This is a genomic window from Burkholderia alba (genome assembly GCF_034721475.1).
Taxonomy (GTDB): domain Bacteria; phylum Pseudomonadota; class Gammaproteobacteria; order Burkholderiales; family Burkholderiaceae; genus Burkholderia; species Burkholderia alba.
In genome coordinates this window covers 72,266-92,496 of sequence record NZ_JAWJWL010000010.1, presented here as the reverse complement: position 1 = coordinate 92,496, position 20,231 = coordinate 72,266, and the positions used below count along the sequence as shown (strand labels likewise).

18 protein-coding genes are annotated in these 20,231 nt (G+C 67.4%); 8 read left to right on the top strand and 10 right to left on the bottom strand.

Features of this window, described 5'->3' with window-relative positions:
- Nucleotides 1–2 precede the first annotated feature (2 nt).
- From RZR99_RS13515 to RZR99_RS13505, 3 genes are all read right to left on the bottom strand, one after another.
- Entirely contained in the window at nucleotides 3–911 is a 909-nt protein-coding gene (locus RZR99_RS13515) for a phosphatase PAP2 family protein (RefSeq protein WP_323120280.1), read from the bottom strand.
- Between the two features lie 164 nt (nucleotides 912–1,075).
- Nucleotides 1,076–2,584 (bottom strand): flagellar filament capping protein FliD, encoded by a 1,509-nt coding sequence (gene fliD, locus RZR99_RS13510; RefSeq protein WP_323120279.1) that lies wholly within the window; start codon nucleotides 2,582–2,584, stop codon nucleotides 1,076–1,078.
- 366 nt (nucleotides 2,585–2,950) lie between these two features.
- Nucleotides 2,951–3,829: a phosphatidylinositol-specific phospholipase C gene (locus RZR99_RS13505; protein WP_323120278.1), complete on the bottom strand. Its 879-nt coding sequence runs from the start codon at nucleotides 3,827–3,829 to the stop codon at nucleotides 2,951–2,953.
- A gap of 179 nt (nucleotides 3,830–4,008) precedes the next feature.
- Here RZR99_RS13505 and RZR99_RS13500 point away from each other — a divergent pair, with 179 nt between their 5' ends.
- Nucleotides 4,009–5,022 (top strand): LacI family DNA-binding transcriptional regulator, encoded by a 1,014-nt coding sequence (locus RZR99_RS13500; protein WP_323120277.1) that lies wholly within the window; start codon nucleotides 4,009–4,011, stop codon nucleotides 5,020–5,022.
- Nucleotides 5,023–5,048: 26 nt separating this feature from the next.
- On the opposite strand, the gene ugpC is transcribed toward RZR99_RS13500, so the two are convergent.
- The 6 genes from ugpC to RZR99_RS13470 all read right to left on the bottom strand — a co-directional run bounded on the left by ugpC (nucleotide 5,049) and on the right by RZR99_RS13470 (nucleotide 11,554).
- The gene (gene ugpC, locus RZR99_RS13495; RefSeq protein ID WP_323120276.1) at nucleotides 5,049–6,137 is read right to left on the bottom strand and encodes a sn-glycerol-3-phosphate ABC transporter ATP-binding protein UgpC; all 1,089 of its coding nucleotides are present in this window, start codon (nucleotides 6,135–6,137) and stop codon (nucleotides 5,049–5,051) included.
- Between the two features lie 103 nt (nucleotides 6,138–6,240).
- On the bottom strand, nucleotides 6,241–7,443 hold the full coding sequence (locus RZR99_RS13490) for a porin (protein ID WP_323120275.1): 1,203 nt from the start codon (nucleotides 7,441–7,443) through the stop codon (nucleotides 6,241–6,243).
- 101 nt (nucleotides 7,444–7,544) lie between these two features.
- Nucleotides 7,545–8,435: a carbohydrate ABC transporter permease gene (locus RZR99_RS13485; RefSeq protein WP_456061826.1), complete on the bottom strand. Its 891-nt coding sequence runs from the start codon at nucleotides 8,433–8,435 to the stop codon at nucleotides 7,545–7,547.
- On the bottom strand, nucleotides 8,405–9,274 hold the full coding sequence (locus RZR99_RS13480; protein WP_323120274.1) for a carbohydrate ABC transporter permease: 870 nt from the start codon (nucleotides 9,272–9,274) through the stop codon (nucleotides 8,405–8,407). The genes RZR99_RS13485 and RZR99_RS13480 overlap by 31 nt, the downstream gene beginning before the upstream one ends.
- A gap of 37 nt (nucleotides 9,275–9,311) precedes the next feature.
- Entirely contained in the window at nucleotides 9,312–10,550 is a 1,239-nt protein-coding gene (locus tag RZR99_RS13475; RefSeq protein WP_323120273.1) for an ABC transporter substrate-binding protein, read from the bottom strand.
- 242 nt (nucleotides 10,551–10,792) lie between these two features.
- Nucleotides 10,793–11,554: a helix-turn-helix domain-containing protein gene (locus tag RZR99_RS13470; RefSeq protein ID WP_323120272.1), complete on the bottom strand. Its 762-nt coding sequence runs from the start codon at nucleotides 11,552–11,554 to the stop codon at nucleotides 10,793–10,795.
- A 1,006-nt stretch (nucleotides 11,555–12,560) separates the two neighbouring features.
- On the opposite strand from RZR99_RS13470, the gene RZR99_RS13465 reads away from it, so the two are divergent.
- From RZR99_RS13465 to RZR99_RS13450, 4 genes are all read left to right on the top strand, one after another.
- Nucleotides 12,561–13,151 carry a tetratricopeptide repeat protein gene (locus RZR99_RS13465; protein ID WP_323120271.1) on the top strand — a complete coding sequence of 197 codons (591 nt, stop codon included), beginning with the start codon at nucleotides 12,561–12,563 and terminating at the stop codon, nucleotides 13,149–13,151.
- A 126-nt stretch (nucleotides 13,152–13,277) separates the two neighbouring features.
- Nucleotides 13,278–14,105 (top strand): hypothetical protein, encoded by an 828-nt coding sequence (locus RZR99_RS13460; RefSeq protein WP_323120270.1) that lies wholly within the window; start codon nucleotides 13,278–13,280, stop codon nucleotides 14,103–14,105.
- Nucleotides 14,106–14,215: 110 nt separating this feature from the next.
- Nucleotides 14,216–14,716, top strand: a complete 501-nt coding sequence (locus RZR99_RS13455; RefSeq protein ID WP_323120269.1) for a hypothetical protein — start codon at nucleotides 14,216–14,218, stop codon at nucleotides 14,714–14,716.
- A 229-nt stretch (nucleotides 14,717–14,945) separates the two neighbouring features.
- The gene (locus tag RZR99_RS13450; protein ID WP_323120268.1) at nucleotides 14,946–15,377 is read left to right on the top strand and encodes an acetyltransferase; all 432 of its coding nucleotides are present in this window, start codon (nucleotides 14,946–14,948) and stop codon (nucleotides 15,375–15,377) included.
- Nucleotides 15,378–15,413: 36 nt separating this feature from the next.
- Here RZR99_RS13450 and RZR99_RS13445 read toward each other — a convergent pair whose 3' ends face one another.
- Entirely contained in the window at nucleotides 15,414–16,076 is a 663-nt protein-coding gene (locus tag RZR99_RS13445; protein WP_323120267.1) for a GntR family transcriptional regulator, read from the bottom strand.
- Nucleotides 16,077–16,134: 58 nt separating this feature from the next.
- Here RZR99_RS13445 and RZR99_RS13440 point away from each other — a divergent pair, with 58 nt between their 5' ends.
- The 3 genes from RZR99_RS13440 (at nucleotide 16,135) to RZR99_RS13430 (ending at nucleotide 20,162) form a co-directional block, all read left to right on the top strand.
- Complete coding sequence (locus RZR99_RS13440) at nucleotides 16,135–17,310, top strand: pyridoxal phosphate-dependent aminotransferase (RefSeq protein ID WP_323120266.1); 1,176 nt, start codon at nucleotides 16,135–16,137, stop codon at nucleotides 17,308–17,310.
- Between the two features lie 476 nt (nucleotides 17,311–17,786).
- Nucleotides 17,787–19,091: a shikimate transporter gene (shiA, locus tag RZR99_RS13435; RefSeq protein WP_323120265.1), complete on the top strand. Its 1,305-nt coding sequence runs from the start codon at nucleotides 17,787–17,789 to the stop codon at nucleotides 19,089–19,091.
- Nucleotides 19,092–19,256: 165 nt separating this feature from the next.
- Complete coding sequence (locus RZR99_RS13430) at nucleotides 19,257–20,162, top strand: LysR family transcriptional regulator (protein WP_323120264.1); 906 nt, start codon at nucleotides 19,257–19,259, stop codon at nucleotides 20,160–20,162.
- Nucleotides 20,163–20,231 lie beyond the last annotated feature (69 nt).

Sequence of the window (20,231 nt, the reverse complement as noted above, 5' to 3'; positions counted from 1 at the left end):
GATCAACGCCGCGTGCGCAGCATCGGCCGGGAACGGCTTGCCGCGATCGCGGCCGCCGCCGTGGCGAGGCCCGCCAGCACGTCGACCAGATAGTGGCCGCCGTGCGTCGGCGTCGCGGCGATCACCAGCGCGTTCAGCACGAGGAACAGCGGGAACAGCCGGCTCTTGCGCATCGCGTACGCCAGGGCGACCGCCGTCACCGTGTGAAAGGACGGGAACGAGAACAGACCCTGCGTGCGCAGCAGATCGAACGACTTGAGCGTGCCGGCGCGCAGCGGTTCGAAGTCCGACCACATCGCGAGATCCGCATGCACGGCCGGCCAGTAGAACTTCGCGGCGCCCGCCGCGGGCAGCCAGCCCGCGATCACCGTGGTGACGACAAACGCGATCACCACGACGTTGAAGAACTCGACCAGCCGCGCGCGCTGCCGCCGGAGGCTCAGATAGACGATCAGGAACGCCATCTGAAACAACGCGCTGCCGTATGCCCACGCAAGCGCCTCATCGAGGCGCGGCCGGTCGTGCAGCCACCGGTACAGCCCGGGCCAGTCGAATCCGAGCCAGCGATCCCAGCGCGCGAAGGTCGCGTCGGCGAGCGGGGCGTGGGTGCTGACGACGAGATAGCTCAAGAGCGCGGCAACGTTCGTGAAAAACACGAATTGCGCGGCGGCGGTGCAGATCGAGCGGACCCTGAAATCGTTGCGGTAGCGCGGCATCGCCAGCAGCGCGAGCGGTGCCGCGCAGCCGGCCGCGCCCAGCAGCAGCTGGCGCGGCGGAATGCGCCAGCCCGCGACGACGCACCAGACGATGTCGATGCACAGAATCAGCAGCGCCGCCGGCAGCAGCAGTTCGCGCGGCGGGTCGTCGCGCCGCCCGGCGTGCGCGGGAAAACGGAGGAATTCGGTTGCCATGCGGTCCTGACGGTGGGGGACCCGTCGACATGGCGGGATGCCGTGCGCGTCCGGCCGGACGCGCGAGGCGTCCGAAGCGGCCGGACGACGAATCGCGCAGAGATGGTGCGATGATCCAGCCGTTGCGGCGCAACCGCAAGGGGCGCGGCGCGCCCCGCCGCGGCTTACTTCTTCGCGAGCGCGCCGGCGCTGAACGCGCCGCCGAACAACTGGGTCAGATAGTCCGAATTGTTCTTCATCTTCGCCATCAGCGCGTCGAGCGCGGTGAACTGCGCCTTGTACTGGCTGGTGAGATCCGCCGCATAGTTCGTCAGGCTTTCCTGCCGCTTGGTGAGGCTCTTCATGTCGCGGTCGATTCCCTCGAAGCGCCTGTCGAAGGTGCCGTCCTTCTTCAGATGCCCGGACAGCTCGTCGCTCAGCTGCTTGCCGATGCCGTCGACCTCGTTGAAGACCTTCGCGACCGTCGCCGGGCTGTTCTGGAGCACCCCGTTGAGCCGCTTCTGATCGATCACCAGCGAACCTTCCGGCAGCTTCGAGCCGAGCGGCGCGAACGTCACGCCGAGATCGGCGAGACCGACCTTGCCGATTCCGTGGCGCACGCCCTCGGACGCCAGCCGGCCCATCGTATTGCGGATCGCGGCGATCGTCGGATCGCCGAGCAGCGTGCCGCCCTGTTCACCCTTCTTTTGCGACTTGTCGAACGTCGAGTACGCCGCCATCGTCGACACCACGCTGTTGTACAGGTCGACGAAGTTCGTCACCGCCTTCGCCTGGCCTTCCAGGTCGGGGGTCACGCTGAGCGACTGCGACGTGCCGACCGACTCTTGCGTGAGCGTCAGCGTGATGCCCGCGATCACGTTGCTCACGGTGTTCTCCGCGCTGCGCGCGGTGATGCCGCCGACCGTCAGGATCGCGTCCTGCGCGGCCGCGCTTTGCGTCCAGCCGTTCTTGTCGTCCTTCGGAATGGTCGACGGGCCGCCTTTCGAGTCGGCCGTCGACGCGATCGCCAGCTTGGACAGGCCGTTGTCGTCCTTCACGCCGTCGACGCCGACGTTGATCACCTTGTCGCTGCCCGACGCCGTCGAGCGCAGCACGAGGTGCGCGCCGTCGGTGCCCGTGACGACCGTCGCCGACACGCCCGGGTTGTTCGCCGCTCCGTTGATCGCCGCGGCAATGCCCGCCGGCGTGTTGTTCTGCGCGGTGATGTCGAGTTTCATCGACTTGTCGCCGACACCGAGCGTCAGCGTGCCGGTGCCGAGCTTCTGCTTCGCGTCGAACGCGCCGGACACCAGCGACTGCTGGTTCGCGATCTGCTTCACGTCCACCTGGTAGCTGCCGGCCGCGGCGCCCTTGTCGGTGGTCGCGGTCAGGCCCTTGCCGGTCGCCTTGATCGCGTACTTCTGCAGCAGCGTGCCGTTGGACAGCGATTCGAGGCCGTTCTGCAGCGCCGTGAGATCGGTGCGAACCCGGCCGAGCGCGGCGGCCTGGTCGTTGTTCTTCTTGGCGGACTCGCTCAGCGCGACGGTCAGTCCCGCCGTCTTGCCGCCGACCAGCGCCGCGACCAGCGCGTTCACGTCCATCGAGGACTTGCCGGTCGTCCCGTTGATGATCGACTGGGCTGCGTCCTGCAGCGCGGTATTGGCTTTGGAGATGGAAGTGCTGTCGATCGCCATTGAATCACCCCGAAGTATTGGTTGGCCTATTGCTTACGTGCTTTACAACGGTAATTTTCGGAAAGAATATCGTAATACTTTAGGGTGGCTTGTGAAAAAATGTGCAGAGACCGGCCCGATGCGCCTGTTTACCGTCGACTTGGGTTGATTTTCGTCAAATTCGGACACCGTCCCGGGTGCCCGGGATCGCGGTCCCGCATGGATCGGACGTGCGTCCGGCAATTTGACCGACGGCAATTGAATTGAGTCGATCCGGTGGATTTATTGACCGGATTTTTTCCGGAATTGTGCCGCGCCGGATTCGGGGGGACGGCGGCGCGGCGGTTTCGCCTCGACCGCCTCGCGCCCGAGCCGCCGCCGGCTACCTCAAGCGTTGCGCGCGACCAGCGCCCGGACCAGCGCCCAATCGCGGTCGTCGCAGAAATCGAGCATCAGCGTGCCGCACGCGCCGTCATGGGTCGCGAGGCGCCCGAGCAGACGGGCGTGAATGCCGGCCGCCCCGGCGTCGCCGAGCGCGATCAGCCGCGGGTTCGCCCCCATCCCGGTGCCGCTGCAGAAATTGACGACCCAGCGTTGCCCGCCGACCGTCGGCGTCTCGCCGAGCAACGCGTCGATCGCGTGCCATTTGTAGTCGATCGATGCGCGCACCGGCACCCGGTACTCGTCCTGGATCGCGAACGCCGCGCCCGCGCCGTCGACCAGGAAACTGGCATTGTCCGGCCAGGCGGACAGGTCGATGCCGAGCGGCCGCTCGCTCGCGAAGCGGCGCAGCAGCACGATCGCGCCGCGCACGCTGCCGAGTGCCGGAATCGCCGTGCCGAGATGCCAGCGCACCGCGGCATCCCGCGCCAGATACGTGTCGAATGTGCGCTCGAAGCTCCGGGTACAGTCGCGCGAACCGCATTCGTCCTTCACCGACATCACGATGCACTCCCCCGGATGCGCGGCCAGGAAGCGCGCACAGTCGGCGAGCACCGCGTCGAACGTGATGCCCAGCGCAATCCCGCCGTGATTGATGTGGAACGTGTCCCGCTCGTGCCGGCAGCGGATGTCGAGCACGCGCACGCCATGGAGCAACTGCCGATCGAGCGGCGCGGACTGAGTACGGGCGAGCGCGTCGTCGACGGTATACGCACAGGTGTCATGACTGCCGGGTAAGCTCAGCGTATGGAGTTCGCGGCGGTCGTCGAGCGCCGACATCCAGTCGGCGAGCGGCAAGGTCGAATCGGTCGGGCAAGGCGTCATGAAAAATGGTCGACAGAGAAAAGACTGGCTGAACCGGCACGGCGTTCAGCCCCGAAAACGCCCGGGCAATCCGGCGGGGCGACGCCGCGCCCGCCTCACCCGGGGCGGTCGCGAAGCCGTATCATGTGTCGCTCGCGGCGCCCCGGCGCATGCGGTGCCCCGCCCCCTCCGATCCGTGCATGACTGACAAACAGAAAAAACACTGGGTTACCGCGTCCGACGTCGCGCAGCGCGCCGGCGTGTCGCGTTCCGCCGTCTCCCGCGCATTCTCGCCCACCGCGAGCATCGCGCCCGAGACCCGCGAGCGCGTGATGGAGGCCGCTCGCGCGCTCGGCTACCAGGTCAACATGATCGCGCGCGAAATGATCATGCAGCGCAGCAGCATGGTCGGCGTCGTCACGGCCGGCTTCGAAAATCCGTTCCGCGCCAAGCTGCTGGCCGACATCATCACCGCGCTCGGGCGCTATGCGTTGACACCGCTCGTGATGAACGCCGAGGATCCGCGCCAGATCAAGGATTCGCTCGAAATGCTGCTGAGCTACCGGATCGCCGGCATCGTGATGACGTCGGCTTCGCCGCCGCTCGGCCTCGCCCGCCAGTACCTCGACTACAAGATCCCGGTCGCGATGATCAACCGGGCGTCGAACCTGCCCGGCGCGGACGTCGTCGTCAGCGACAACGCGGCGGGCGCCGCGCTCGCCGCTCAGATGCTGACCCGCGCGGGCGCGACCCGGTTCGCGTTCGTCGGGCCGCTTAAAACCAGCTACAGCGCGGCGGCGCGCGGCGAAGGCTTCGCGCGCACCCTGCGGCGCGACGGCGCGGGACCGGCCGGCACGCTCGTCACGCCGTCCGACACCTACGCCGCCGGCGTCGACGCCGCCCATCGTCTGCTCGCGGGCCAGCCGCGTCCGGACGGCATCTTCTGTTCGTCCGACCTGCTCGCGCTCGGCCTGATCGACACCGCGCGTCATCATTACGGGCTGCGCGTGCCCGGCGACCTGTTCGTGATCGGCTTCGACGACATTCCGGCCGCCGGCTACGAAACCTATCAGCTCACGACCATCCAGCAGGACACGCACGGCCTCGCCAACCAGGCCGTCGGCATGCTCGCGGACCGGATCGACGCTTTCTCCGGCGATTCCCGGATGCGCGTCGTGCCGGTCGCCGGCGTGGTCCGCAAGACCTGCGGCTGATCCGCGCCCGCCCTCCCCACGCCGCGTCAATTGACGCGGCGCCCGGTCTCCCGGTCGAAGAAATGCAGATGCACGCTCGGCAGGCCGACCTCCAGCGCTTCGCCCGCCGCCGCGCGCCACCCCGACGGCAGACGCACCGCGACGCTCGCTCGCCCCCAATTGCCGAACGCAAGACTGTCCGCGCCCAGCATTTCGCACAGATCGACCGGCAGCGTGGCGCGCTCCCCCTGCGCTGCACAGCCGACCTCGACATGCTCGGGCCGGATGCCGAGCACGTAGCCGCGCCCCGGCGCCAGCGTGCCGGACTGCCGCAATACGTCCGGGACCGGGATATCGGGGCCGTCCTCGACCGCGAAGCGCCGGCCGTCGGCGGCAACGCGGCCCGGCAGCAGGTTCATCGCGGGCGAACCCATGAAGCTCGCGACGAACGTGCTTTGCGGACGCGCGTAGATCTGCTCGGGCGTGCCGGTCTGCTCGATCCGGCCTTGATTCAACACGACAATGCGCTGGGCCAGCGTCATCGCCTCGACCTGGTCGTGCGTCACGTACAGCGTCGTGGTGGCGAGCCGCGCATGGAGCCGGCGCATCTCGATGCGCATGTGCGCCCGCAGGCGCGCGTCGAGATTGGACAGCGGCTCGTCGAACAGGAACAGCGCCGGCTCGCGCACGATCGCCCGGCCCATCGCCACCCGCTGCCGCTGTCCGCCGGACAGTTCGCCGGGCTTGCGCGCGAGCAGCGCGTCGAGCGACAGCATCCGGGCGGTCTCCGCGACCCGCGCGCGGATCGTGTCCGCCGCGGCGCCGCGCATCCTCATTCCGAACGCGATGTTGTCGGCCACCGTCATGTGCGGATAAAGCGCGTAGTTCTGAAACACCATCGCGACGTTGCGGTCCTGCGGCCCGAGATCGTTGACGCGGCGCGTGCCGATCCGGATTTCGCCCGACGTCACGCTGTCGAGCCCGGCCGTCATCCTCAGCAGCGTCGACTTCCCGCATCCGGACGGGCCGACCAGCACGACGAACTCGCCGTCCGCGACATCGAGATCGAGATGATGCAGCACCGGCTGCCGGTTCTCGCGCGTCTTGGATACCGCGCTGAGCGTAAGTGTCGCCACGAAAGATTCCTGTCTTGATGGGCGGGGGAGAAAGGACCGCGCCGTCCGTGCCCCGGTGCGCGGCGTCCAGGCGGTCGAACGCCGCGCAGCGGGGTTCCGCCGCTTAGAAGCGGTGCAGCATCCCGCCGCCGACGACGAACTGCGTGCGGCTGGACGACGGCGTGCCGTTGAAGCCGTCGCCGATCGACGCGGTCGCATGGATGATCTGCACGCCGTTCGAGCCGATCGTCTTGCCGTTCGCGCGCTGATACGCCTCGCCGAGATACAGGCCGGTGCGCTTCGACAGGCTGTAGAACTGCGTGAGCGAGATCTGGTGATACTGGGCGGCGCTCGTGATGCCGTTCGACTGGGTGGCGCGCGTGTAGCTGTAGCCGCCGGCGAAATCCCACGTGACGGTCGGCTTCCAGTGCAGCACGAGCCCCGCCGTATTGAAGATCGCGGTATTGCGGAACGCCGACCCCGTGCCCGGCAGATACTGGACATTCGAGTACGACGCCGACACATCCCAAGCCGACGCGAACTGATAGCCCGCCGTCACCGCGATGCGCTGCTGCGCCTGGGCCGTCTGGTAGCCGTTGTTGATCGCGGACACGCCCGGCTGTCCTCCCGAATTGGTCGTGGAGTCGGTTCCCCACGCACCGCCGCCGAGCGTCGAGTTGTTGACGCGCTGGAACCCCGCCGCGATGCCGAGCGGGCCGTTCAGATACTGGATCGCCGCGCTCCACGTCGAACCGCGGTTGACGCTGCCGGCCACGCCGCCGAGCGAATACGAGCCGCTGACGGTGAAACCGTAGCGCTGCGGCGACGTATACACGAGCGAATTGTTCGCGCGGATCGTCGTATCGAGCGAGTCGAGGTCGCCCGGATGCGCGCCGAAGAAGCCCGTCAGGTAGGTCGTCGGGCTGTACGGCGACAGCAGCGTGTAGTAGGCCGTGTACTGGCGGCCGGCCGTCAGCGTACCGTAGGCCGGATGGGTCAGGCCGACCCAAGCCTGCCGCGTGAAGATGCCCCCCGCGAACTGCGACGTGCCGTTCGACGTGCTGACGCCCGATTCGAGCTGGAAGATCGCCTTCGATCCGCCGCCCAGATCCTCGCCGCCCTTCAGCCCGAAGCGACTGCCCGCCCACGCGCCGGTCGACATCGTCACGGCCGAATGGCCGCCCGACGTCGAACCGCGCGACGTGCTGCTGTTCTGGTAGACGATGCCGTTGTCGAGCACCCCGTACAGCGTGACGCTGCTCTGGGCCTGGGCCGCCGCGGCGGCGGCAAGACCCGCGGCCGCGACGGCTATCATGCGCTTGTTCATGTCAGATGGACTCCTAATGGTTATGAGGCGGGCGTCGGCAGCCCGGCACGGTATTGCGGCCTCTCGCGCCTGGAGCATCGCGCGCTCCGGGCTTTGTTCGGTTATTTCAGCCCGCCGGAAAAGCCCCGCAGCAGGTACCGCTGCACGTAACCGGCCACGGCCAGGGTCGGCAGCGACGCGATCAGCCCGGCGCTCATCAGGTCGCCCCAGTCGATGCCGTTTTCCGTCACGTAGCCCGCGATCGCGAGCGGCAGCGTGAAGCGGCTCGGTGTCGACACGAACAGCAGCGCCAGCAGGAATTCGTTCCACGCGGTGATGAACACGAAAATCGCGGTCGCGATGAGCCCGGGCGCGCACAGCGGCAGCACGATGTGCGTGAGCCGGCGCGCCAGGCCCGCGCCGTCGAGGCAGGCGGCCTCCTCGTACTCGATCGGCACGTCGCGGACGAACGACAGCAGCATCCAGATCGCCATCGGCAGCGTGTACACCTGATAGACGAGCATCAGCCCGACCGCCGAATCCAGCAGATGCAGCGATTTCGCGAGCGAGAACAGCGGCACGGCGATCGTGATCGGCGGCATCAGCTTGAGCGCGAGCACGAGCATCAGGAACAGCAGGTCGAGACGCGCGGGAAAGCGCATCCGCACGAGCGCATAGGCGGCCGGGAACGCGAGCGCCAGCGACACGACGGTCGCCCCGACGCTCACGGCGAGCGAATTCGCGGCCTGCCGGCCGATGCCGCTCGCCCACACCGCGGCGAAATGCTCGAAGGTCGGCGCCGACGGCCACAGCCGCAGCGGATGATCGAGCCGTTCGAGGGTCGGCATGAACGCCGCGCCCGCCATCCACAGGCACGGCAACAGCAGCACCAGCAGCGCGCCGGCCCGCAGCGCCCAGATCGCCGCCCCGCCCGCCGCCCGCCGCGACGGCCGCGCGAATCCGCCCTGCGCGCCGGCGCGCATCACTTGTCCGGCTTCCGGACCGACTGCCATACATACCCCGAAACCAGAACCGCCGACGCCGCGAGCATCAGCACCGCCGCCGCGCTGGCCGGCCCGACATTGAAAAAGCGGAAACCCGTGTCGTAGACGTAGGTCGACAGCGTCTGCGTCGCATTGCCCGGCCCGCCGCCCGTCAGCGCGTACACCTTGTCGAACAGCTTGAAGGTGTCGATCGAGCGCAGCAGCATCGCGAGCACGATTTGCGGCATCACGAGCGGCAGGGTGATGTGCATCAGGCACTGCCGCTCGCTCGCGCCGTCGGTGCGCGCCGCCTCGTACAGTTCCTGCGGAATCGCCTGCAATCCGGCGAGCACGATCAGAAAGGCCATCGGCGTCCACTGCCACACGTCGACCAGGATCAGCGACCAGATCGCGAGATGCGGATCGGACAGCCAGCGCACGCCCGGCCAGCCGAACAGCGCGAGCAGCGCGTTGAGGAAGCCGCTGTAGTTGAGCCAGTTGCGCCAGATCGCCGAGCACACGAGCGTCGACAGCATCATCGGCAGGATCGCGAGCGGCAGCGCGATGCGCCGGCCCGGAAACCGCCGCACGAACAGCAGCGCGAGGCCGAAGCCGAGCGCCACCTCGACGATCGACGCGACGACGGTGAACTGCAGCGTGTTGCCGAAGCTCGCCGCGAACGCGTCGTCCCCGAGCACCGCGCGGTAATTGGCCCAGCCCGCGAACGCGCGGCGGCCCGACGCGTAGTCGACGTTGAAGAACGAGTCGATCAGTACCCGCGCGACCGGATAGAGCGCGAGCACGCCGAGCACCAGCAGCGCGGGGCCCGTCAGCGCGACGAGCGGCAGGAAGCGGCGCGCGGCGCTCATCGGCGCGGCTCCGTCGCGCGCTGCATCGCGACGATGCTCACTTGCCCGCCGCCGCGAGCGCCTGGGTCATTTTCTGCGCGGCCTGCCGCAACGCCGCCTGCGGGGCGGCCTGGCCGGTCAGCGCCAGCTGCAGTTGATCGCCGAGAATGCTTTCGAGCTGCTGCCAGTCCTTCACGCGCGGCCGGGCGCGGCCCGCTTCGAGCGCCTTCAGCTGATCCGGATACCAGCGGAACTGCTGAACCAGCGCGGGATCGGCGAAGACGCTCTTGCGCGTCGGCGGCAGCCCGAGCGCCGCGAGCCGCGTCTGCGTATCGCGCGCCGTCAGGTAAGCCAGGAAATCCTGCGCCAGCTTCTCGTGCGGCGCATCCTTCGGAATCGCCATCTGCCAGATGCCGAGCATCGGCGCCGGTCCCTTCACCTGCCCGGGGGGCGCCTGCAACGCGATCTGGCCGACCACCCGCGACTGCTTCGGATCGTCGAGCGCCGGAATCCACGCGGGCCAGACCTCGATCGACTGCGCCGCGGTGCCGCGCTGCAGCGCATCGCGCACTTCCGCCGCGCCATACACGTCGACATCCTTCGGCGCCGACGCCTTCAGCGCGAGGAACGTCTTCAGCGCCGCCTGCGCCTCGGGCGAGTCGATCGACACCTTGCCGTTGCGGTCGAGCACGTCGCCGCCGTATGCCCAGAGGATCGGCAGGAAGCCCGTCACCACCGGATTGCCCTTGGTGCCGCGAAATACCACGCCGGACAGGCTCTTGTCCGCGCCGCCGACGGTCTGCGCGATCTTCAGCACGTCGTCCCAGTTGCGCGGCGGCTGCAGCTTGTACTTCGCGAGCAGATCCTTCCGGTACGCGAACATCTCGACGTTGCCGACGATCGGCAGCGCATACAGTCCGCCTGTCGCGGCGCGGCCCAGCGCGACCGTCGACGGAACCATGTCCGCGTCCGCGAGCGCATCGGGCAACGGTTTCAGCCAGCCGTTACCGATGAATTCGGGCGACCAGGTGTCGTCCATCATGATCAGGTCGTACGCGGCCGTACCCTCGCGCATCGACAACTTCAGCTTCTGGTACAGATTCGCGTTGGGCAGCTTCAGCAGCTCGATCTCGGCGCCCGGGTGCAGCTTGGTGAAACCGGCGACGGCCTCGGCCAGCCCCCGGCCGTAGATGTCGTCGCGCCCGGCGATCACGAGATCCGCCGCGCCGGCGCTCAGGGTCGTGACGGACAGGGCGACGGCGGCGGACAGGGCGCGCAGGCGGCGTGACAGTTTCATGCGGTCTCTCTCTGGTGGGACGACAGCTCGCGTCCGGATTGCACACGTGTGCAACATCGAATCCGGCATGCAGCGAAGCGATGAGCACGGGCGCCATTGTCACGGCGGATGGTTAAAGATTTATGGCATGGACGGCACCGGTCCCGGCGGGACCGATCAGGTTCGTCCCGCCAGGGCCGCCCGGCTCGCGCGCCGATGCTGGTTTCGTCCCGCCGGCCGGCAACGACAGGCGCGCCGCCGGATCAGCCGGCAGCGCCCGCCTGGCGCGCATGCGCCACGGTGTCGCGCGGCGTATGGCCGAACTCCGCCTTGTACACCCGGCTGAAATGTTTTTCGCTGACGAAACCGTGGCACCAGGCGATCTCGGCAATCCGCATCTTCGGACGAGACGGATCGGACAGGATGTCGCGAATACGCTTGAGCCGCTGCCGCTGAACGACACGCATCACGCCGCCCGACGGTTCGAAGAGCTGATACAGCTTCGAGCGCGAGATACCGACCTCCTTGCAGATCCGCTCGGGCGTCAGCTCCGGGCTCGACAGGTGGCTGTCGATATAGCGCTGGACGCGGTGGAACAGCATCGCGTTGATGGCGGTCTGCCCTTCGTCGCGAGCATCCTGCTGCGGCTTCAGTCCGGCTTTCATCAGACTGTTCGTCGCCTGAATCACGTGCGGCGTTTCCGCCGCGCTCAGGTGCGGCAGATGCTTGCGCAGCGAGCACAGGTAGTCGAACAGCAGCGCGCTCGCGGCCGTCGGTGTCTGCAACTCCGTCGTCGCGGCAGGCGGCGGCCCGTGCGCCGCCGGAGCGCCGGCGCACGACGCTCGCAGCTCCGCCGCGATGCGCTCGCGCGCATCGCCCCATCCGCCGTCGTTTGCCCCGGGAGCGTGGTCGATTCCGCCCGCCTCGACCGGCATGCCGATCGAGCGTGAAGCGTCTCCGTGGTCTCTCCGCGCGTGTTCGGCCACCCCCGGCCGAACCGTGTCCTGATTCGATATCTCGTCCATTGACGGCACCCCAGCCTGCCCGGTCAGCATGCGATTGATTCCCGCTGATTGGCTATGCCAACAAACCGGCCGACGTTGTTTCCTTTATCGCGCGTGATGTGTGTCGTCACGCTTTTCATTTGAGAAATCCCCTGCTTCACTCTCGCGAAGATTAACCGATAAAAATAGCCCGCATCAGTATCGGCCTTCACTCTTACACATCAAACACAGGTTCAAGGTGACAGGAATATGAGTGCAAATTGAACAACGCGCTTGAGAATCCCATTGCACGGGCGTTTTCCATGCGAGTAACCGCCCATTCGATTTCACTTAATTTTGTTTGATACCCGACTGGTCAAGCGGGTTGTTTCCAGCCATACATCAGACAAATAGGCTATCTCTACATGCAAGAAATCTTCGCGCCATCAAAATTTCGCGCTCATCTTGCCGATGAAAACACCTCGCCAAGAATCCTATGAAAAAAGGACAAGTGGTGCAAGCCCACTAGAAGCCAGGATTCCCGCGCCATAATTTCCTCTCTCCAAATGAGATGATTTGCCTCGCAGCCAGCCTCGCTAGACGGATAGTCACCAAATCTGGACGGAAGGATACCCTGCATGACGCCAAGTGATTTTATTATCCGGTTCCACACACGCCCGATTCCATCAAATCAGGCAAAAGAGGCACCATTCGATTGGGTGCGTAGTTAGACAGCCATTTAATCCACTCGAGCCTTTCTCAGAGCGGGAACGTTTGATTTCGGCAGACAACAAGAATCGAATAGAAAACACAACCCCATTGAAATACGCGTCTGAAAAATGCATCTGAGTCCTAACTTGCCGGCGATGCCTCGGCAGATCCAGTCCGGCGAGCCGCCTGTCGCGACCCGGATCTGGAAACAGGCCGTCCCGATCGGGACGCGGACGGCCTCCTCCGCCATCCGGGGGACCGGATTACAGGGTGGATCCGGCCGCCGCGCGGGACACGCACATGCATTCAACCGGACAACAGGGTATTGAGGACCGACATGAAGTATCGCTTTCTCGCGCCGTGCATCGTTCTGGCTCTGGCCGCCTGCGCCCAAAACCCTTCCTCCAGCCCGACCGTCCGAATCTGCGACGACCGCGGCTGCGCCGAGCGCCCCAAGAACCAGGCGGCCTACGAGGCCGCGGACAGTACGCCCGAGCGGCCCGTCGATCCGCGCATCGCCGCGCTGAAAGCCAGCGCCGAGACCGAACCCCGCGCCGCCTACGACCTGGGCCTGCGCTATTTCCGCGGCGACGGCGTGCGCCAGGACAGCTATCAAGCGCTCGTGTGGATGCGCAAGGCGGCGGAAGGCGGCGATCTCCAGGCGCAGAAGGCGCTGGGCACCTTCTATCTGTTCGGCCTCGAGGAGATGGGCGCCGATCCGCGCGAAGCCGAGAAATGGCTGTCGATCGCGGCCGGCCGCGGCGACAAGGAATCGAAGAAGCTGCTGGCCCAGGCCACCGCCGCCAAGCAGGCCGACGCGGACGACTACAAATGGCGCACCGAGATGCGCAACCTGTACTACGGGTACTGGTACTCGGGCTATCCGTACCAGGGCTATTGGCGCCAGCAATCCTGGTACTGGTATTGAGCAGGTGTTGAAGGAACACGGGCACGCAGCCGAGGAGACCATCCCCGCGTGCAGGGTGTCGGACGCTTATCAAGCGCCGAGATAAATAAGCCGTCTATTGAAAATCTTAACGCGCGGACAATCATCATGAATTCCATTTCGAAATACACGGGTATCAAGGGCGCGCTCACGGTCGCGCTGGTCGGTTCGCTGACCGCATGCGGCGGCATGGTGACGCCCGGCGGCCAAAATGCGGGCGTGACGGGCGCGGCGGCAGGCGCGACCAGCGCGGGCGCCGACGACACGCTGCAACGCTGCACCACCCCGCTCGGCACCATCGCGGTGGACGACGGCCGCAATGCCGACTGGTTCGGCCCGTTCGGCAGCGCCACCAAGGTGACCAGCATCGATCCGCTGCTGCGCCTCGCGGTCCAGCAGTCCAACTGCTTCGTGATCACGTCGATCGGCAACCAGAAATCCGATGCGCGCCTGTCGCACATCACCGACCTGCAGCGCAACTCCGGCGAGTATCGCGCGGGCTCGAAGCAGCAGAAGGGCCAGCGGGTCGCGGCCGATTACTACATGGAACCGCAGATCGTCATCAACGATTCGCCCGTCGGCGGAATCGGCAGCATGATCGGCGGCCTGATCGGCGGCGCAGCGGTCGCGCGCGTCGCGGGCAGTCTGCAGACGAAATCGTCGGTCGTGACGCTCACGCTGTTCGACGTGCGCTCGGCGGTCCAGATCGCCGCCGCCGAGGGCAGCTCGACGGCCACCAACTTCGGCGCGGCGCTGTCCGGTTTCGGCGGCGGCGTGGGCGGCGGCCTGAGCGGCTTCTCCGCGACACCGGAAGGCAAGGCCACCGTGGTCGCGTTCATCGACGCCTGGAACAAGATGGTCGTGTCGCTGCGCAGCTACAAGGCGCAGGACGTCAAGGGCGGCCTCGGCCGCGGCGGTCAGCTGAAGGTCAACTAGGCGCCGCCGACGCACGTCCTCGGCGCGGCGCGAACCGGGGACGGCGAATGCCGTGCTGCAGGCATGTCGCGACGACGCGCGAAACGACTGCCCAGGAACAGGAGAAAACCATGAACGCAATAGCGAATAAGGCGTGTCTCGGGCTCGTCGTGACAACGGTCCTTGCCGGGTGCATGGCGCCTCCGGTACAAAGCCGGGCGCCGTCGTCGGACGGCACGTTATCGAGCGCCGACTGGGCCAGGATGATCGAAAGCGACCGGGCGTCGGTGCGCGCGCATCAGTTGCCGCCGGAAGTGATCGGATACGATCTCGAAATAGAAAAGATGCTGCCGGAGGGCCAGCAGATCATCGCCACTCACGATCAAGCAAGAGCCCGTATCTGGTCGAAGAAAATGCACGCCATCATGGACGCGCGGAACGAGGCGACCAGAAAATTCTCGGCCAAGGAAATTGCCAAGAACAACGCGATCGCCAATGCGCTTGGCAATGGACGCCCCGACCCGTGCCTGTCCCCCATGGGCAAAAACACGTGCGCTTCGGCGCCCTCGCAGCAGCAACCGGGCACGATCCACTATACGGTGGGTCCGGGCGGGCTGGGCGCGGTTTTCTGATTCGGCCCGCGAGCGGTTGCCCATCGCGGACCCGACGCGCGGTTGCGCGCGGCCGGCCCCGCGAGCCGCTGCGTCGTGCTGCCGGACGCCGGACGAACATCGTTCGCTGTTGCGCCCGACACCGCCGATCCCGGCGGCAACCCGACGCGACGCGCAGCCCTTCCCTAGCCGCCTGCCTGTTTTTCCTCTCGGTAAAATGGCGCGACATCCCCCCTCGCGCCGATTCACCATGACCATCCGAAGTCGAGTCTCCTCGGACAATCCCGTGCTGGTTGAAATCTGGCACCGTTCCGTGCGGGCAACGCATGCCTTCCTCAGCGAGCAGGACATCGCGTCGCTCTATCCGCAGGTCAGGGATATCTATCTGCCGGCCGTCTCGGTCTGGGTCCATCAGGCCGACGACGGACACATCGCCGGTTTCATCGGCATGGATGGCGCGCAGATCGAGATGCTGTTTGTCGATCCCGACCGGTTCGGCCAGGGGGTCGGGACGCGCCTGCTCGATTTCGCCAGGGAACGGCATCCGCATCTCACCGTCGACGTCAACGAACAGAATCCCCAGGCGCACGCGTTCTATCGCCGCTACGGCTTCAAGGATGTGGGCCGCTCCGCCACGGACTCGGCAGGCCGGCCGTTTCCGCTCGTTCACATGGCCTGCTGAGCCGCTCGCAGCCGCTTCTCCCAAACACCGGCACGCTCACCCGCGCGGGTCGTTGCGCAGCAACGCATCGGCGAGCGCATGTCCGGCGGCGGCGATATGCGCGGCCAGGCGTTCGCAAGCATCGTCGACGCGCTCCGCGCGGACGGCGTCGAGTATCGCCTCGTGCTCGCCGTCGGAGCGCGCGCGCCAGCCCAGCCACTTCCAGGTCGTGAACAGATGGCGCGCACTTGCCTGATGCAGATCGGCCAGCGTGGCGACGAGACGCGGCATCCCGCACGGCGTCGTCAGCGCCTCATGAAAGCCGCGATTGGCGCGTTCCAGCGCCGCCACGTCGTCCGGCGGCGCCTCGATCGACAACCATGACGCGGCGAGCGCCAGGTCGTCTTCGGTGAAACGCGGCATCGCATGACGCAGGGCGAGCGGTTCGAGAACCGCCCGCATGCGGGCCACCTCCTCGACGGCATGCACGTCGAGCGGCGCGACGCGGACGCCGCGCCGCGGCTCCGAGATCACCAGCCCCTGCGCCTCGAGCCGGCGAAACGCCTCGCGGACCGGCACGTGGCTCGTGCCGAACGCATCGGCCAGTTCATCCTGCTTGAGCCGCTCGCCCGGGGCGATGTCGCCCGAGACGATGCGCGCAGCCAACGACTGGGCGATATGCGACGCGACCGAGCGGTCATCCTTGACATCGACATTCATTTCGACAAGCATTTTTATAGATTATCTATTATCGATCATATCAGATGGGGAGGCCCCGATGCGCCATGTCCGTCCCGCTCGTCTGCAGCACATCGCCGGCATCGGCGTCGACCGCATGGGTTCGATCGCCGATCGTTCCGGCCGGGACGTGCTGCGGCTGGAAAACCTGGACACCGACATCCCGCCGGACGCCGAGGCGCTGGCCCGGACCCGGGCCGCCGCAGGCGAAGACGCGGCGAACTCCTATCTGCCGTTCGTCGGCCAGGATCGCCTGCGCGCCACGGTCGCGGCGCACGTCAGCGCGCAAACGGGCGTCGACTGGCGGGCCGACAACGTGATCGTGTCCGCGGGCGGCCTGTCCGGCATCCTGAATACGCTGCTGGCCGTGATCGAGGTCGGCGACGAAGTGATTCTGACGGACCCGACCTACGCGGGGCTCCTCAACCGGGTGCGACTGGCGGGCGGCACGCCGGTGCAGGTTCCGTTCGGTTTCGAGGCGGGCGCCGAATGGCGGCTCGATCGTGCCGCGATGGCGGCCGCGTGCGGCGAAAAGACTCGCGCGATGCTGCTGATGTCTCCGTCGATGCCCTCCGGCGCCGTGCTCGACGAAGCGGACTGGCAGTTCGTCTCCGCGCTGTGCGTCCGGCACGATCTGCTGCTGATCGTCGACAGCGCGATGGAGCGCCTGCTGTTCGACAGGCGCCGGGCGGTCCACCCCGCCCGGCTGCCCGGCATGGCCGAGCGCACGATCACGGTGGGAGCGGCGTCGAAGGAGTTGCGGATGATCGGTTGGCGGGTCGGCTGGATCGTCGCGCCGGATGCCTTCATGCCCGACTTGATCGCGGTGTCGCTCGCGAACGTGGTCGTGCCGGTGGGCATCGCGCAGGCGGCGGCGGCCGTCGCGCTCGAGCGCTCGGCGGTCAGCCTCCCGGAATACGTCGCGGAGTTGCAGCGGCGACGCGACGCGATGGCCTCGGAACTGGGCGATTTGCCGTTCGGCCTGCCCGCGGGCGGCTGGTCGATGCTGCTGCGCGTGTCCGAATTCGGCTTGAGCGGCGAGCAGATGTCGGCGCGGCTGCTCGAACAGGATGTTTGCGCGACGGCGATGACCGGCTGGGGCCGGCGGCACGGCGACGGCTATATCCGCTTCGTGTTCGCGAACGAGCCGGTCGGCCGGCTCGCGGGTTTCGGCAGGAAAGTACGCGCGGCGCTCGCGATGCCGGCGCCGCGTTGACGGAATCCGGCCGCGTGGGATCGAGCGGCGCCCGGGCCGCTATCCGGGCTCGGGACGTGGCGTCCGACAGACCTGTGAGCGACACGCATCCCGCTCGGTATCACGCTTGCGTGATACGCGGCAGGGCAAGTGTGGCGGGCGACCTCGCGCGGCGATAGCGGCGATACCGGCGTTGCCGCCCGCGGTTGTAACCGGACCGTTCATTTCCCCATCCCGGCCGCGGACCCGGAACGGTCGAACCGCGGCTTGGTGCTAATCCGAAAATCGTTCGAGAATCGCACGCCGTGGAACGACAATCGCGCAAATTTCAGGCGCCGCTATTGTCCGGACGCGGCCGTGTCCCTATGCTCCGTTCACCTTCCACCCCGCCCGCTTACAGCGTCGCGAAAGCCGGGCGGCGCACGCCGCCCGGCAGGCAGACCGATGCGCAACGAGGCGAACAGGCGCCGCGCCCAGGCGCGACAGGAGACACCGGCATGACCCCAGCATTCGACACCCTCGACACCGCGCGCGCGTCCCACGCGAAGCGCCAGGCGCGCAAGGCGGCCCTCGGCAGCTTCGTCGGCGCCGTGGTCGACTGGTACGACTTCCTGCTTTACGGCATCGTCGCCGCCCTCGTCTTCAACGCCGAGTTCTTCCCGAAGGTGAGCCCGACGATGGGCACCCTCGCCGCGTTCGCGACCTTCGGTGTCGGCTTCTTGTTTCGACCGCTCGGCGGCGTCGTGTTCGGCCATTACGGCGACCGCCTCGGCCGCAAGCGGATGCTGGTGCTGACCGTGATGCTGATGGGCATCTCGACCGTCGCGATCGGACTGCTGCCGACCTTCGCGTCGATCGGCTGGTGGGCGCCCGTGCTGCTGGTGCTGATGCGCGCGGTCCAGGGCTTCGCGGTCGGCGGCGAATGGGGCGGCGCGGCGCTGATGGCGGTCGAAAGCGCGCCGCGCGGACGCAAGGCGTTCTACAGCAGCGGCGTGCAAGTCGGGTATGGAGTCGGTCTCGTGCTCGCGACGGGCATCGTGTCGCTGCTGAGCCACCTCCTCGGCGACGAAGCGTTCAGGGCGTGGGGCTGGCGCCTGCCGTTCGTATTCAGCATCGTGCTGGTGCTGGTGGGGCTGTGGGTGCGCGCCAGCATGGACGAGTCGCGGGAATTCGTCGATCAGGTCGAGCACGGCCGCCGCACACTGAAGCTGCCGGTGCTCGAAGCGCTGACCCGCCATCCGAAGGCCTTCCTGTTCATCATCGCGCTGCGCCTCGCCGAGCTGTTCACGATGTATATCGTCACCGCGTTCGCGCTCAGCTATTCGACCGCGAACCTCGGCCTGTCGCGCGACCTGTTCCTCAACATCGGCCTGCTGGTCGGCGCGATCAGCTGCGTGACGATTCCCTGCTTCGCGTGGCTGGCCGACCGTTTCGGACTGCGCCGCATCTACCTCATCGGCGCGCTGATCGGCGTCGCCTGCGCCGTGCCCTTCTTCATCGCGCTCGAAGCGCGCTCGACCGTGTGGATCGTGATCTGCTCGGTGATGCTCGCGAACTTCGCGCACGACATGGTGGTGAGCGTGCAGCAGCCTTTGTTCACGGAGCTGTTCGGCGCCGAATACCGCTACAGCGGCGCGGGCGTCGGCTACCAGTTCGCGAGCGTCGTGGGCGGCGGCTTCACGCCGTTCATCGCGGTCGCGCTGGTGAGCGTCGCGGGCGGATCGTGGCATCTCGTGGCCGGCTATCTGGCGCTCGGCTGCCTGGTTTCCGTCCTGGTCGCCGCACGGATGCGCGCGGTCTGACACCGCGCGCCTCGAACGCCCGACCGGCGGCGCGTTCTATCCGCGCAATTCACCGCCTGCGCGCCTCCGCCGATCGCCCGAACTCCGCATCGCCCGTTATATTCACGGATCGGAGATCTCCGAGCGACCGCCCGCTCCCGCCCATTCGTCCGCACCGACCCCGTCATGACCGATTCCGCCGACATCCGCTTCCTGCTTGCCATTCGCGACAGCGGCAGTCTCGTGGCCGCCGCCCGCAAGCTGGGCGTGTCGCCGTCCGCCGTCACGCAGCGGCTGCAGCAACTCGAGAAAACACTCGGCGCGCGGCTCGTCAACCGCACCGCGCGGCGGCTGCACTTCACCGAGGAAGGCGCGCTGCTGTGCCAGCGCGGCGCGGTGCTGGTCCAGCAGTTCGATGCGCTGGTCGACGACGTCCGGGTGCGCGGCAGCGGGCTGGTCGGTTCGCTGAAGATCAATGCGCCGCTCGGCTTCGGGCGCCGCTACATCGCCCCCGCCGTCGCCGACTTCCAGGCGGCCAACCCGCAGGTCGACGTCGCGCTCACGCTGTCCGACGAGCCGCTGACCGAAGCCGCCGACCGCTACGACCTGGTCGTCCACATCGGCGAATTGCGCGCCTCCAACCTCGTCGGCTACGCGATCGCCCCCAACACGCGCATCGTCTGCGCCGCCCCGTCGCTCGTGCGGCGGCACGGCGAACCCGCGTCGCCCGACGATCTCGCGAAGCTGCCCTGCATCGTGCTGCGCGAGAACCTCGAGGATGCGTCGCTGTGGCATTTCCGCAAAGGCCGGACGACGCGCAGCGTCAGGGTGGCCGGCGCGCTGAGCTGCAACGACGGCGACGTGATCCGCCAATGGGCCTGCGACGGCCTGGGCGTCATCCTGCGTTCGGAGTGGGACGTCGCCGACCTGCTCGCGCAACGGGCGCTCGTGCGCCTGTTGCCGGCGTGGAAAACACCGGATGCCGACGTGATCGCCCTCACCCACCATCGCACCGGGCTGCCGGCGCGGGTCCGGCATTTCCTGCGCGACCTGCAGGCTCGCTTCAAGCCGCTGCCGCCGTGGCGGCGCTGACGCGGGCCGACAAGATTCAGTTTGAAGGAATCTGAGAGTTAGCCAAACTGAATCTACCGCGCCCCGGAC